This window comes from Roseivivax jejudonensis, assembly GCF_900172265.1.
Taxonomy (GTDB): Bacteria; Pseudomonadota; Alphaproteobacteria; order Rhodobacterales; family Rhodobacteraceae; genus Roseivivax; species Roseivivax jejudonensis.
Genome location: NZ_FWFK01000002.1, coordinates 386,146 through 400,100, shown reverse-complemented (window position 1 = coordinate 400,100; position 13,955 = coordinate 386,146). Strand labels below are relative to the sequence as shown.

Genomic DNA, 13,955 nt, shown 5'->3' with positions numbered 1-13,955 from the left:
GCATGACCCACAACGACAACGCAGGCCGCGCGAGCAGGGGCACTGCGAACCGTATTCTGAAATCGACGGTGGGGGCACTGGCCATCGGCCTTGCCGTGTCGGCGTCGGTGGTTCCGACGATCGTCGGCGCGCAGAGCTACAGCTTCACCAACGTGTCGATCCAGGGCAACGAGCGCATCGAGGCCGGCACGATCCTGAGCTATGCCGGGATCGCGCGCGGCGAGACGGTCAGCGGCGGCGAGCTCAACGCCGCCTACCAGCGGATCCAGGAAACCGGGCTCTTCGAAGAGGTCGAGATCGTTCCTCAGGGCAACACGCTGGTCATCCGCGTGGTCGAGTTCCCGACGATCAACAACATCGCGATCGAGGGCAACCGACGCATCAGCGACGAGGATCTGTCGCCGCTGCTGGGGTCCACGCCCCGCCGGGTCTTCTCGCCCAGCCAGGCCGAGGCGGACGCCGACGCGATCGCCGGCGCCTATACCCAGCAGGGTCGTGTCGCCGCGCGCGTCAATCCGCGGGTGATCCGACGGTCCGAGAACCGCGTCGACCTCGTGTTCGAGGTCTTCGAGGGTGGCGTTGCGGAGATCGAGCGCATTGGCTTCGTCGGCAACGACGAGTACTCCGACGGTCGGCTTCGCCGGGCGATCCAGACCAAGCAGGCGGGCCTCCTGCGGGCGCTCATCGGCGCTGACACCTTCATCGAGGAGCGCGTCGCCTTCGACCGCCGCGCGCTGCAGGATTTCTACGCCTCGCGCGGCTATGTCGATTTCCGGATCACGGGCGTGAACGCCGAGCTGTCGGACGAGCGCGACGCCTACTTCCTGACCTTCAACGTGGACGAAGGGCAGCAATTCCGGGCCGGACGCATCACTGTGTCGTCCGATCTGCGCGAGGTGAACACCGCGCTGTTCCGCGACGCCGTCCGCCTGCGCACAGGGCAGATCTACAATCCCGCTCTGGTCGAGCGTGACATCGCCCGTCTCGAGCGTCTGGCGATCCGCGAAGGTCTCGACTTCATTCGCGTCGAACCGCAGATCCGCCGCGACGAGCGCAACCTGGCGCTCGACGTCAACTACGTTCTGACCCGGGGCGAGCGCATCTTCGTCGAGCGCATCGACATCGAGGGCAACACCACCACGCTCGACCGCGTGGTGCGGCGCCAGTTCGACACGGTCGAGGGTGATCCGTTCAATCCGCGCGCGATCCGCGAAAGCGCGGAGCGCATCCGCGCGCTCGGCTTCTTCGCCGATGCCGAGGTCAACGCCCGCGAGGGCTCGACGCCCGAGCAGGTCATCATCGACGTGGACGTCGAAGAGCAGCCGACCGGCTCCATCAGCTTCGGCGGATCCTATTCGACCTCGAACGGTTTCGGCCTCAACCTCGGCTTCTCCGAGCGCAACTTCCTCGGCCGCGGACAGCAGCTGTCGTTCACCTTCACGACGGGCACCGACAACCAGCGCTACGCGCTGAGCTTCACCGAACCGGCGCTGCTCGGCCGTGATCTGGCTTTCGGGCTCAACCTCGACTTCTACGAAACCGAACGCGACAACGCCGAGTACAACACCACGACGGGGACGCTGTCGCCCTCGCTGACCTTCCCGATCAGCGAGAACACGGACCTGCAGGTGCGCTACACGCTCGGCTACACCAACCTGACGATCCCCGACGAAAGCGAGGTGGGCAACCTCGTGCGCGAGGAGGCCGAGCGCGGCGAGATCTTCGAAAGCTCCGTCGGCTATACGCTGTCCTACGACACGCGGCGCACCGGGCTCGATCCGACGGCGGGCGTTCTGCTGTCCTTCGGGCAGGATTTCGGCGGTCTGGGCGGCGACACCAGCTTCATCAAGACGACCGCGCGCGCCGTGGCGCAGCGGCTCGTCTGGAACGAGGAAGTGACGCTCCGCGCGACGGTCGAGGGCGGAGCGCTAGCCTACGACGGCGACGGCAGCCGCGTGACCGACCGCTTCTTCCTCGGGTCGTCGCGGATGCGCGGGTTCGAACCCGGCGGCATCGGGCCGCGCGAATTCAACGGCGCCAATGACATCGACGACCCTCTCGGCGGCAACTACTACGCCGTCGCCCGGTTCGAAGCGGAGTTCCCGCTCGGTCTGCCCGAGGAATACGGCATCTCCGGCGGCGTCTTCTATGATGTCGGCAATCTCTGGGGCCTCGACGAGACCAATTCCGACGTGCTCTACGAAGATGGCTCGTTCCGTCACGTCGTCGGTGTGTCGCTGTTCTGGACCACGCCGCTCGGACCGCTGCGCTTCAACTTCTCCGAAGCGCTGATGAAGGAAGAGCGCGACGAGGAGCAGAACTTCGAGTTTACCATCTCGACGGACTTCTGATGGCCGCGCGCGTCGGCGCATGTTTGTGGATCCTGGCTCTGGCCTGCGCGGCGCCCGCTGGCGCGCAGGACACCGGCGCGTTGCCACCCATGCGTCCTCAAACCGAGGATGCCGAGCCGCCCGCACCGCAGCCTGGCGCGCTTCTGACCATCGAGACCGAACGGCTTCTTCAGGAGAGCGCTTACGGCCAGCGGGTCCTGCGCGAGATCGAGGACGAGGGCCGGGCGATCGCTGCCGAGAGCGAGCGCATTGCCGAAGAGTTGCGCGCCGAAGAGCAGGAGCTGACCGATCGGCGGGACTCGATGGAGCCGCAGGAGTTCCGCGCCGCGGCCGAGGCGTTCAACGACAAGGTCGAGCGCCTGCGCCAGCAGCAGGACGCGAAGGCGCAGGAATTCAGCCAGCGAACCGAACAGGTGCGCCGGCGCATCGTCGCCGCCGCGCGCCCTGTGCTCCTCCAGATCATGCAGGAGGCCGGCGCGGCGGCGCTGATCGAGCGGCGGCAGGTCTATGTCTCGTCCGAGAGCGCGGACATCACCGCGCTCGCGATCGAACGGCTCGACGCGCGCATCGGTGACGGCAGCGACCTCGAGGAACCCGTCGCACCGGTGCCGTCGGACGGCGACTTCGGCGCAGATTCGGCGCCGACCGTTCCGATCCTGCCCGGGGCAGGGCCGCGCGACTGACGCCCCGCGCTTGCTGCCCGGGCCCGGCATTGCTACGGCTTTGCCCCGAACGCCGCCCGAAGGAGCCGCCATGACCGATACGCTCGCCCGCGCCGACATCCAGATGATCCAGCGGATCCTGCCGCATCGCTACCCGTTCCTGCTGGTGGACCGGGTGGAGGATATCGGCGGCACCGCGCGCGCGGTCGGGATCAAGAATGTCACGATGAACGAGCCGTATTTCCAGGGCCACTTCCCGGGCACCCCGATCATGCCGGGCGTGACGATCGTGGAGGCGATGGCGCAGACCGCGGCGGTGATGGTCGGCGTGACGATGGAACTCGCGGACAAGCAGTTGCTGATCTATTTCATGGGGATCGACGGCTGCAAATTTCGGCGCAAGGTGATCCCGGGCGACCAGCTTCGCATGACGCTCGAGACGCTACGCGGCAAGCCCGGCGGCAAGGTCTGGAAGTTCCGTGGCCATGCCGAGGTCGAGGGCGAGATGGCCTGCGAAGCCGAGTTCACGGCGATGATGGATCTGCAGGCGTGAGCGATCCGGTGATCCACCCGAGTGCCGTGGTCGAGGACGGCGCGCGGATCGGGCCGGACTGCGAGATCGGCCCGTTTTGTCATGTCGGGCCCGACGTGACGCTCGGCGCACGCTGCGTTCTGAAGAGCCATGTGGTCGTGACCGGCGAAACCGAGATCGGCGAAGACACGACGATCTTTTCCTTCGCGGTGATCGGCGAGGTCCCTCAGGATCTGAAATTCCGAGGCGAGAAGACCCGGCTCAGGGTCGGCGCGCGCAACCGGATCCGCGAGCACGTCACCATGAACGCGGGCACCGAGGGCGGTGGCGGCCTCACGCGGATCGGCGATGACGGGCTGTTCATGGCGGGCTGCCACGTTGCGCACGACGTTCAGATCGGCAACCACGTGATCCTGGTCAATAATGCCGCCATTGCCGGGCACTGCATCATCGAGGACGAGGTCATCGTCGGCGGCCTGTCGGGTGTGCACCAGTTCGTCCGCATCGGGCGCGGCGCCATTATCGGCGCCGTCAGCATGGTCACGAACGACGTGATTCCGCACGGTCTGGTGCAGGGCCCGCGCGGGCGGCTCGACGGGCTGAACCTCGTCGGGCTGAAACGCCGCGGCGTCGCGCGATCCGACATCACCGCGCTTCGCGCGGCGTTCCAGATGCTGGCGCAGGGCGAAGGCGCGTTCGCCGACCGCGCGCGGCGCCTCGGCGAGGAAACGCAGAGCGCGTACGTGCGCGAAATCGTGTCCTTCGTCCTCGCCGATACCGATCGTCACTTCCTGACTCCCGGATGAGCCGCCGATGCTGGCCCTGATCGCCGGGCGGGGCCGATTGCCGGCCGCGGTCGCCGCCGCGCAGGCCGAACGTCCTTTGGTCTGTGCGCTTGAGGGGCACGCGCCCGAGGGGCTGACGCCCGACATCACCTTTCGGATCGAGAGGCTGGGCGGCCTGATGAAACGCCTGCGCGCACGCGGGGTCGAGCGGATCTGCCTGTGCGGCGGGGTGGACCGTCCGCGCATCCGTCCGCTGTCGTTCGATCTGGCGACGCTGGCGATGCTCCCGGCGATGCGCCGCGCGCTCGCCCGTGGCGACGATGGCGCGCTCCGCGGCGCGATCGCACTGTTCGAGGCCCAGGGCTTCGCCGTCGTGGCCGCGCACGAAGCTGCGCCCGACCTGCTCCCGCCACTTGGCGTTGCGAGCCGCGCCGCGCCGGACGGCGAGGCCGAGGCGCGGACCGGTGACGAGGTGATCGCCGAGATGGGGCGCGCCGATCTCGGGCAAGCGGCCGTGATCCGCGGCAACCGCGTGATCGCGCGCGAGACCGACAGCGGCACCGACGCGATGCTGCGCGGGCTTGGCTCGGAAGCTGCGGGTGCCGTGCTCTACAAGGCGCCCAAGCCGATGCAGGACCGCCGCGCGGATCTGCCGACGATCGGGCCGGGGACGGCCGACGGCGCCATCCGCGCCGGCCTGCGCGGCATCGTCGTCGAGGCGGGCGGCGTCATCGTTCTCGACCGCACCGAGGTCGTCGGGCGGCTCGACGCCGCCGGTCTGTGGCTCTGGGTGCGCTGATGCGGGTTTTCATCACTGCCGGCGAACCTTCGGGCGACCGCCTTGGCGCCGCGCTGATGGCGGGCCTGCGCGATGCCGTGGGCGACGGCGTCACCTTCACCGGTGTCGGCGGTCCGCTGATGGAAGAGCAGGGGCTCGTGTCGCTCTTTCCGATGGACGAGATCTCGATCATGGGGATCGTCGAGATCCTGTCGGAGTATCGCGCGCTCAAGCGGCGTATCCGCGAGACCGCGGAAGCCGCGATTGCCGCGCAGCCCGATGTCGTCATCACCGTGGACCTGCCGGAATTCTCGCTCCGGGTCCTGAAGATCGTGCGCGAGCGGTCGCCGAACCTGCGGACGGTGCACTATGTCGCGCCGACGGTCTGGGCCTGGCGGCCGGGTCGCGCGGCAAAGATGGCGCCACACGTGGACCAGGTGCTCGCGCTCCTGCCGTTCGAGCCGCCGTTCATGGAAGCCGCCGGGATGGAATGCGATTTCGTGGGTCATCCCGTGGTCAGCGAGCCGGTGGCCGGGGCCGCAGACGTGGCGCGCTTCCGCCTGACGCATGGGCTCGGCGAGGCGCCGCTGGCGCTGATCCTGCCGGGCTCGCGCCGCTCCGAGGTCGCCCGGCTGGGTCCCGTCTTCGGCGAGGTGCTGGAGCAGGTACATGCGGCGCGGCCGGACCTGCGCTTCGTGGTGCCGGCGGCACCGGCCGTCGCGGCCGCGGTCGAGGCGCAGGCCGCGGACTGGCCCGGCGCGCCGGTCGTGCTCGATCCGCGCGGTCTGGGCCCGGCGGCACAACCCGAGAAGCGGGCGGCCTTTGCTGCCGCGGATGTCGCGCTCGCGGCCTCCGGCACGGTGTCGCTGGAGCTCGCGGCGGCGGCGACACCGATGGTGATCGCCTACGACATGAACTGGCTGTCGCGGCAGATCATCGGCCGGATGCTCCGCACCGACACCGTGACGCTCGTAAACCTCGTGTCGGAGACCCGCGCGGTGCCCGAGTTCATCGGCAAGGCCTGCCGCCCGGACCGGATCGCGCCCGCGCTGTTGAAGGTGCTCGACGCGCCGCAGGCGCAGGCCCGAGCGATGGAAACGACGATGCAGCGCCTCGGTCGCGACGGTCCTCCGCAGGGGCGCCGCGCCGCCGATGCGATCCTTCGCGGACTCGCACGCGCAAACCGGCGGGACTGAGGCGCCCTGCCGCTCAACCGAAAGCAGCATCCTGCCGAGATGCGGCGTGCCGTCGCGGACGGGGTGGCCATCGCGCGCGCGAGACGCTACGCCCGCGCGTAACGGCGACCGATTGCGCGAGTCGCCGGCACACGAGCAGCAAGGACCGAGCCCCCGTGCCCGACACCCCACAGGCGACCGCCGGTCGCCCGGCGACGACGCGCGTCGCGCCTTTCCAGTTCCGCGGGCGATACTTTACCGCGGTGACGCTGCGCCCGGGCAACGGCCCCGTCGACGCGGCCTTTCTCGAGGCGCTCGACGAGCATCTGCGGCAGACGCCGCAATTCTTCGAAAAGGCGCCGATGCTGATCGACCTCGAGGACGCGGGCGCGCGGCTCGGGGATGCCGATCTCTCGCGGCTTCTGCGCGAGTTGCGCGCGCGGCGGATGATGCCGTTCGGCGTGCTGCACGCGCACGGGCGGCTGGCCGAGCTTGCCGCGGAAGAAGGGCTTCTGAGCATCGACGCCGGCCAGGACGGGCCGCTCGGCAAGCCGGGGCCGCGCCGCGGCGGCAAACGCGCTCCGCTCGCGCCGGCGAACCGGCTGGTGACGACACCGGTGCGGTCGGGGCAGGTGGTCGTCGCCGATGGCGGCGACCTCACCGTGGTCGGCCCCGTGAGTTCGGGCGCCGAGCTGATCGCCGCGGGGCATATCCACGTCTACGGCCGGATGCGCGGTCGGGCGATGGCCGGTGTCCACGGCGACGAAAGCGCGCGGATCTTCTGCCGCCGGCTCGATGCCGAGCTGGTGGCGATCGCCGGGCGCTACCGCACGCCCGACAATTTCGACGACGCGGTGCGCGGCCAGCAGGTCATGGTCGCGCTCGAGGACGACAGTCTGCAGATGCACCTGCTGGACTGACGCAATTGATGAGACCGAACGGAAAGGAGAGCGCCGTGGAACAGGACAGGAAGGCGGGCAAGGTCATCGTGGTGACCTCCGGCAAGGGCGGCGTGGGCAAGACCACATCGGCTGCCGCGATCGGCGCCGCGCTGGCGCAGCGCGGTCACAAGACGGTGGTGATCGACTTCGACGTCGGCCTGCGCAACCTCGACATGATCATGGGCGTGGAGCGCCGGGTCGTGTTCGACTTCATCAACGTCATCCAGGGCGACGCCAAGCTGTCGCAGGCCCTGATCCGCGACAAGCGGATCGAGACGCTGTCGGTGCTGCCGACATCGCAGACCCGCGACAAGGACGCCCTGACCAAGGAAGGCGTCGAGTCGGTCCTGTCGGAGCTGCGCGAGAGCTTCGACTACATCATCTGCGACAGCCCGGCGGGCATCGAGCGTGGCGCGCAGCTTGCCATGCACTTTGCCGACGAGGCGGTCGTGGTGACGAACCCCGAGGTGTCGTCGGTCCGCGACAGCGACCGTGTGCTGGGCCTCCTGCAGGCCAAGACCGATCGCGCCGAGAAGGGCGAGGCGGTGAAGGCGCAGGTCCTGCTTACGCGTCACGATCAGGCGCGGATCGACACGGGCGAAATGATGACGGTCGAGGATGTGCTAGAGATCCTCGCGGTGCCGCTTCTGGGCATTGTTCCAGAAAGCAAGGCCGTGCTGCGTGCGTCGAACCTCGGGATGCCGGTCGTGCTCGACGAGCCGTCGGCTGCGAGCCGCGCCTACGAAGCCGCGGCCGCGCGGCTCGATGGCGAGGATCTCGAGGTCCGGCTGGAATCCGACCGCCCGCGCGGCTTCATGCAGCGGCTCTTCGGGCGGACGGCATGATGCGCTTCGGTTTTCCCCGCTGGACCCGCAAGCAGGATCCCTCGGCCCGAGCGGCCAAGGAACGGCTCCAGGTGCTTCTGGCGCACGAGCGCGCCGGCGGTCCGGGGCCGGACGTCTTTCCCGAGCTGCAGCGTGACATCCTCGCGGTCATAAAGCGTCACATGAAGATCGACGACGATGCGGTTGATATCCAGATGGAACGCGGCGAGGGGCAGTCGAGCCTCGAGATCAATATCGAGCTTCCCGCGGCGCGCGGCTGAGCGCCACGCGGAGTCGATCTGCGCGCCGCTCAGCGCTGATACTTGATGAACGGTGTCAGCGTCGCGATGCGGTCGTAGAGTTGGCGCGCCTCGTGGTTGAAGTCCTGCGTCAGCCAGTAGACGGACGGCGCGCCGGCCGCGTCGGCCATGCCGTAAACGGCCTCGATCAGCGCGCGCCCGAGCCCGGTGCCGCGCGCCTCGGGCATCACGAAGAGATCCTGCAGGTAGCATACGTCTTCCACCCGCCAGTTGTGGGGGTGGAAGACGACGTGCACGAGGCCGAGCAACCGGCCATCGGTCTCCGCAACCAGCGCGCGCTGCTGCGGGCGATCGGGGTCGCACAGCCGCGCGAACGTGGCGCTGTAGACTGCCTCCGACACCGTGGCCCCGTAGAAGTCGAGATACCCCGTCCAGAGTGCGCGCCATTGCGCTTCGTCGGTGTCGGCGAGGGGGCGAAGAGTGACGTCGGTCATGCAGGGTTCCCGGCTTGAGGCGATGGACTTCGAGGCGCGCGCGGTCGCCGCGCCGGACGACCATGGGCGATCGGGTCGTCCGATGCGAGCCCTTCGGCTATGATGGGACCGACCCAGACCGGGTTTCGGGATCTGTCGAGCCCAAGCACGAGGGGAGACGCGGGATGAAACCGCTGCACATCATGATCATGGCAGGCACCGCGCTTGCGGCCTGCGGCACCGAGCTGAGCGATGACGCACGCGGCGTCCGCCAGATCTCGCTCGCCGCGTCGGAGCGATGTACGTTCGTCGGTCCGGTGGAGGGCGTGAACTATTTCGGCCTGACCGCAGCGCAGGATGCCAGAAGCGCCCTCAACAAGGTGCGCAACGCCGTTGCGGCGCGGGGCGGCAACGCCTTCGTGCTGACGCAGACGCTGTCGGCCGACGACGGCACCGTCAGCAGCGCCGACGCGTACCTGTGCTGAGAAACGCGGGACGGGCCGCGCATGCAAAAAGGGCCGGACGCGGCGTCCGGCCCCTGACAATCGGTGTCCTGTCGTCGTTTACTGACCTGTGCCCTGGCTCGGCTGTGTGGGCAGCTGAGCCGGTTCGAGCTCGTCGAAGCTCGCAGTGAACCCCGAGAGCGACATGTCGGTCGTCACCTGCTCGGACGGAGCATCGGCGGGGACAATGGTGATCCGCGCCGCGGCGCCGGCGCGGAACTGGTTGAGCTGCTGCTCCGAGATGCCCGCGCGCGCCACGCACCCCTCGGCAGAGCAGGTCATGTACGGGATCTGCTGCGTCGCGCCGCCGTCGATGGCGATACCCAGCGGCTGGGTCAGCAGCGTGCGCAGCGGCACCACGAGGTTGAGCCCGGCCGCGAATTGCGAGCCTTCCGGCGGCTTGAAGAAATACGCCTCGGCAAGCGGATTGTCGTCCTGCGCAGTCAGAAGCTGGAACATCTGGCATTGTGCCTCGGTCCCGTCGGGAAAACGGATGCACTGGATCTCCCAGTCGCCGTTTTCCGAGCGCACGAAGGCTTCGGGGCGGGCCTGCTGCATCCCCTGAAGACCCACATCCGGATCTGCGCCGGGCGCGTTCTCGGCGCCCTCTGCGGCAGGCGCGTCCTGCCCGGCATCGGCGTCCGGCTCGTCCTGGGCGAACGCAGGCGCGGCGGCCAGTGCGGCGATGAGGGAAAGATGGGTCAGTCTGATCGTCATGGGCTCCTCCGAGCTCTGTCGTCACTTCGGTCGAAAGCCGCATAGCACGGCCGCACGGGAGTGTCAGGGGGCGGTTGCACAGTGCTGCGACCGCGCGCGGCCGAGGGTGTCCGACAACGAAAAAAGGAGCCGGTATCGGCTCCTTTTCTCATTCTCGCGGCACCGTTTCCCGGGCCGCTGTCTCCCTGTCGGACCGGCCGACTTTGTCATTGGTGCAGACGCTACGACGGTGATTTCTTTCGGTCAACAGGCAATATCATGCCGATCCCGGACCGCCTTGCGCAGACGAAAAAGACCGCGCCCGAAGGCGCGGCCAGTCGACAGGGAGGAAGTCGTCCGGACCCGAAGAGGACATGCGGCCCGGACAACATGATTATGGCGCGGACTCGTTAAGCAAGTATGGTCGATCTTGGACTTTTCGGCGGAGACGGACGCATGGACAACTCGATCTTCATCGGTGGCGGCGGCCCCGGATACGGCACGCCGCAGCGGCTCGCGCTCGGCTACGCAAACCGGCACGGGCTGATCGCCGGCGCGACCGGCACCGGCAAGACGGTGACCCTGCAGATCATGACCGAAGGCTTTTCCGCCGCGGGGGTGCCGGTCGTGCTGGCGGACGTGAAGGGCGACCTGTCGGGCCTGGCCGCGCCGGGCAGCGCGGATCACAAGCTTCACGGCGCGTTCTCGGAGCGGGCGGCCACCATCGGATTCGACGATTATGCCTACAGCGCGTGTCCGGTCACGTTCTGGGATCTCTTTGGCGAACAGGGGCACCCCATCCGCACGACAGTTGCCGAGATGGGCCCGCTTCTCGTCAGCCGGATGCTCGAACTGACCGAAGCGCAGGAGGGCATCGTGAACGTCGCCTTCCGCGTCGCCGACGAGGAGGGCTTGCCGCTGCTCGACCTGAAGGATCTGCAGGCAATGCTGACCTTCGTGGGCGAGAACCGCGCGGAGTTGTCGCTGCGCTACGGGAACATCGCGGTGCAGTCGGTCGGCGCGATACAGCGCCGGCTTCTTGTCCTCGAGGGGCAGGGCGGCGCGCAGCTCTTCGGAGAACCCGCGCTCGATCTCGCGGACCTGATGCGCACGGACACGACCGGGCGCGGCATGGTCAACGTGCTTGCGGCCAACAGGCTGATGTCGGCGCCGCGGCTCTACGCGACCTTCCTTCTGTGGCTCATGTCCGAGCTATTCGAGGATCTGCCCGAGGTCGGCGACCCCGAGAAGCCGCGGCTCGTGTTGTTCTTCGACGAGGCGCACCTGCTGTTCGAGGATGCGCCTCGTGCGCTGGTGGAGAAGGTGGAGCAGGTGGCGCGCCTGATCCGGTCCAAGGGCGTGGGGGTGTACTTCGTGACGCAGAATCCCGACGACGTGCCGGAGGACGTGCTCGGCCAGCTGGGAAACCGGGTTCAGCACGCGCTGCGCGCGTTCACCGCGCGCGACAAGCGCGCGCTGAAGCTGGCCGCCGAAACCTACCGCGAAAACCCGGCCTTCGATACCGAGGCCGCGATCCTCGAGGTCGGCGTGGGCGAGGCAGTGACGTCGTTTCTGCAAAAGAAGGGCGTGCCCGGAATTGTCGAACGGACGCTGATCCGGCCGCCCTCGTCGCGGCTCGGCCCGCTGTCGGCTGCCGAGCGGCGTGCCGTCATCGACGCTTCGCCGCTCGGCGCGCGCTACGATCGCGCGCTGGACCGTCCTTCGGCCTACGAGGCGTTGCGTGCGCGGGCCGAGGCTGCGGCCGCTGCGGCCGAGGCCGCGGAACGCGAGGAGGACCTCGCCGAGGCGCAGGCGCGCGAATACAGCGCCGCGCGCCGCTACTCCGGCAGCCGTGTCGACCGGCAGGGCACGCGGTCCTCCCGCGGACGCAGCGACACGCTCGGTGCGGCGCTGACCCGCGCCGTGGTCAAGGAACTGGGCGGCACCACGGGCCGGCGTCTGGTGCGCGGCGTTCTCGGCGGTCTCTTCAAGGCACGCTGAATCGGCACGAACTGGCGCGAAAGAGCGCCAACTGCCTTTTTTCGTGCAATTTTTCCGGGATTGAGCATTCATGTCGGAATGAATGCCGATCCGATCCGACTGACCCTCGACCATCTGGTCGTCGCCGCCGAAACTCTCGAAGAGGCGACGGCCCATGCCGAGGCTGCACTTGGTCAGCCGCTCGTCCCGGGAGGAAAGCACGTACGGTTCGGGACGCATAACTGTGTCGCGGGCCTGGCCGACGATCTCTACCTCGAAGCCATCGCGATCGATCCGGCAGTCCCGCCGCCGCCGATGCCGCGCTGGTTCGGGCTGGATCGCTTCCGCGGGCCGGCCCGGCTGTCGACCTGGGTCGTGCGGGTCGAGGATCTCGATGCAGCGCTGGCGGTGCTGCCGATGGCGGGCGAGGCGGTCGACATGGCGCGTGGCGCTCTGCGCTGGCGCATGGCCGTGCCAGAGGACGGCGCGCTTCCGTTCGATGGACTGTTTCCGGCGCTGATCGAGTGGCGCAGCCCGGTGCCCGCCGGCACCGCGCTCGCTTCGACCGGGCGCCGGGTGACCCGGCTCCAGATCGCGCATCCCGAGGCCGAGGCGCTGGCTGCGTTGCTCGGCCCGCATCTCGACGTGCCGCAGGCGGTGTTCGAAACGGACGACGTGCCAAGCCTGCGCGCGACGCTGGAGGCGCCGGACCACCGGCGCGTCCTCCAGTGAGCAATCCGGTCGCGGTGGCCGGAGCCCAGCTCCGGCCTGCCCGGATCGAGGATTCGGAGGCGGTGCTGGCGATCGTCAATCCGATCATCACCGACACCGCCATCACCTTCTCGTCGACGCCGCGCACGCTCGAGTCGGTCCGGAACGACATCGCCGCAAGGGGCCGTGCGTTCATCGTCGCCGAGCGGGCAGGGCGCATTGCCGGATACGCCACGTTCGCCCCGTTCCGCGGCGGGACAGGCTACGCCCGGACGATGGAGACGACCATCGCTCTGGCGCCCGGCGCCCGGGGCGACGGGCTCGGCCGTGCGCTGATGGCGGCGCTGTCGCAGGAGGCCGTCGCGACCGACGTCCAGTCCTTCATCGCGGCCGTCAGCGCGGAGAACGACCCGGCGCTGCGCTTTCACGCCTCCCTCGGATTTCAAGAGGTCGGCCGCATCCCTCAGGCCGGCTGGAAGTTCTCGCGCTGGATCGATTTGGTGCTGATGCAGAAAATGCTGGGCACCTCCGCCTGACAATGATGGGGCGCTGCCCTACACTGCGGTATCATGTCGATCTGGTCGCGCATCTCCGAGGCTGTCTCCGCGCTTGCGAGCGGCGAAAGCCTCGCCACCGTCTTCGACCGTCTCCGCGCCCCGCCGGAGCGGTCGGTGGCGTTTGCCATCGCGGTGATCGCGTTGTCGGCCAAGATGGCAAAAGCCGACGGGCTGGTGACGCGATCCGAGGTGACCGCCTTCCGGGACGTCTTCCATATCGCTCCCGAGGACGAGGCCGGCGCCGCGCGGGTGTTCAACCTCGCCCGGCAGGACGTGGCGGGGTTCGAGGATTACGCCCGGCGCATCAAGGCGATGTTCGGCGAGGATACGGGCACGCTGTGCGATCTGATGGAGGGGCTGTTCCACATCGCGATCGCCGACGGCAATTATCACCCGGCCGAGGATGCGTTCCTGTCCAAGGTGGCCGAAATCTTCGATCTCGGTGACACGCGCTTCCGCTCCCTGCGCGCGCGCTACGTGCACGACGCCGAACCCGATCCCTATACCGTGCTCGGGGTCGATCCCGGCACCCCGATCGGCGAGATCCGCAAGGTCTGGCGCGGGCTCGTGCGCGACAGCCATCCCGATCGCATGGTCGCGCGCGGGCTCCCGGAAGAGGCGGTGAAGATGTCCGAGAAACGGCTCGTGGCGATCAACCGCGCGTGGGAGGAAATCTCGGACCGCCATGCGGCCTAACCCCTGTTTCCGTCGTCCGCGCGCGCCTATG

16 protein-coding genes are annotated in these 13,955 nt (G+C 68.7%); 14 read left to right on the top strand and 2 right to left on the bottom strand.

The annotated features are described in order from the left end of the window. Positions 1–2 precede the first annotated feature (2 nt). From bamA to minE, 9 genes are all read left to right on the top strand, one after another. Positions 3–2,351, top strand: coding sequence for an outer membrane protein assembly factor BamA (bamA, locus tag ROJ8625_RS06980; protein WP_085791361.1), 2,349 nt, complete (start codon positions 3–5; stop codon positions 2,349–2,351). Continuing rightward, complete coding sequence (locus ROJ8625_RS06975; protein WP_234984197.1) at positions 2,351–3,034, top strand: OmpH family outer membrane protein; 684 nt, start codon at positions 2,351–2,353, stop codon at positions 3,032–3,034. Before bamA ends, ROJ8625_RS06975 begins: the two co-directional genes overlap by 1 nt. A 70-nt stretch (positions 3,035–3,104) precedes the next feature. Further along, positions 3,105–3,566: a 3-hydroxyacyl-ACP dehydratase FabZ gene (gene fabZ, locus ROJ8625_RS06970; RefSeq protein WP_085791147.1), complete on the top strand. Its 462-nt coding sequence runs from the start codon at positions 3,105–3,107 to the stop codon at positions 3,564–3,566. Beyond that, entirely contained in the window at positions 3,563–4,351 is a 789-nt protein-coding gene (gene lpxA, locus ROJ8625_RS06965; protein ID WP_085791146.1) for an acyl-ACP--UDP-N-acetylglucosamine O-acyltransferase, read from the top strand. The genes fabZ and lpxA overlap by 4 nt, the downstream gene beginning before the upstream one ends. Before the next feature lie 7 nt (positions 4,352–4,358). Next, positions 4,359–5,129, top strand: coding sequence for an LpxI family protein (locus tag ROJ8625_RS06960; RefSeq protein WP_085791145.1), 771 nt, complete (start codon positions 4,359–4,361; stop codon positions 5,127–5,129). Then, complete coding sequence (gene lpxB / locus ROJ8625_RS06955; RefSeq protein WP_085791359.1) at positions 5,129–6,304, top strand: lipid-A-disaccharide synthase; 1,176 nt, start codon at positions 5,129–5,131, stop codon at positions 6,302–6,304. The genes ROJ8625_RS06960 and lpxB overlap by 1 nt, the downstream gene beginning before the upstream one ends. Positions 6,305–6,459: 155 nt before the next feature. Next, positions 6,460–7,203 (top strand): septum site-determining protein MinC, encoded by a 744-nt coding sequence (gene minC / locus ROJ8625_RS06950; RefSeq protein WP_085791144.1) that lies wholly within the window; start codon positions 6,460–6,462, stop codon positions 7,201–7,203. Positions 7,204–7,238: 35 nt separating this feature from the next. Continuing rightward, entirely contained in the window at positions 7,239–8,069 is an 831-nt protein-coding gene (gene minD / locus ROJ8625_RS06945) for a septum site-determining protein MinD (protein WP_234984196.1), read from the top strand. Next, complete coding sequence (gene minE, locus ROJ8625_RS06940; RefSeq protein WP_085791142.1) at positions 8,066–8,329, top strand: cell division topological specificity factor MinE; 264 nt, start codon at positions 8,066–8,068, stop codon at positions 8,327–8,329. The genes minD and minE overlap by 4 nt, the downstream gene beginning before the upstream one ends. Positions 8,330–8,358: 29 nt before the next feature. On the opposite strand, the gene ROJ8625_RS06935 is transcribed toward minE, so the two are convergent. Beyond that, positions 8,359–8,802 carry a GNAT family N-acetyltransferase gene (locus ROJ8625_RS06935; protein ID WP_085791141.1) on the bottom strand — a complete coding sequence of 148 codons (444 nt, stop codon included), beginning with the start codon at positions 8,800–8,802 and terminating at the stop codon, positions 8,359–8,361. 164 nt (positions 8,803–8,966) lie between these two features. On the opposite strand from ROJ8625_RS06935, the gene ROJ8625_RS06930 reads away from it, so the two are divergent. Further along, positions 8,967–9,266 (top strand): DUF4156 domain-containing protein, encoded by a 300-nt coding sequence (locus tag ROJ8625_RS06930; protein WP_085791140.1) that lies wholly within the window; start codon positions 8,967–8,969, stop codon positions 9,264–9,266. A gap of 78 nt (positions 9,267–9,344) precedes the next feature. On the opposite strand, the gene ROJ8625_RS06925 is transcribed toward ROJ8625_RS06930, so the two are convergent. Beyond that, positions 9,345–10,001, bottom strand: coding sequence for an invasion associated locus B family protein (locus tag ROJ8625_RS06925; RefSeq protein ID WP_085791139.1), 657 nt, complete (start codon positions 9,999–10,001; stop codon positions 9,345–9,347). Between the two features lie 435 nt (positions 10,002–10,436). On the opposite strand from ROJ8625_RS06925, the gene ROJ8625_RS06920 reads away from it, so the two are divergent. The 4 genes from ROJ8625_RS06920 (at position 10,437) to ROJ8625_RS06905 (ending at position 13,924) form a co-directional block, all read left to right on the top strand. Next, positions 10,437–11,981 carry a helicase HerA-like domain-containing protein gene (locus ROJ8625_RS06920; protein ID WP_085791358.1) on the top strand — a complete coding sequence of 515 codons (1,545 nt, stop codon included), beginning with the start codon at positions 10,437–10,439 and terminating at the stop codon, positions 11,979–11,981. 78 nt (positions 11,982–12,059) lie between these two features. Then, the gene (locus ROJ8625_RS06915) at positions 12,060–12,692 is read left to right on the top strand and encodes a VOC family protein (RefSeq protein ID WP_200813293.1); all 633 of its coding nucleotides are present in this window, start codon (positions 12,060–12,062) and stop codon (positions 12,690–12,692) included. Further along, on the top strand, positions 12,689–13,207 hold the full coding sequence (locus tag ROJ8625_RS06910) for a GNAT family N-acetyltransferase (protein WP_234984195.1): 519 nt from the start codon (positions 12,689–12,691) through the stop codon (positions 13,205–13,207). The genes ROJ8625_RS06915 and ROJ8625_RS06910 overlap by 4 nt, the downstream gene beginning before the upstream one ends. Positions 13,208–13,240: 33 nt before the next feature. After that, positions 13,241–13,924, top strand: a complete 684-nt coding sequence (locus ROJ8625_RS06905) for a molecular chaperone DjiA (RefSeq protein WP_085791138.1) — start codon at positions 13,241–13,243, stop codon at positions 13,922–13,924. Positions 13,925–13,955: the final 31 nt, after the last annotated feature.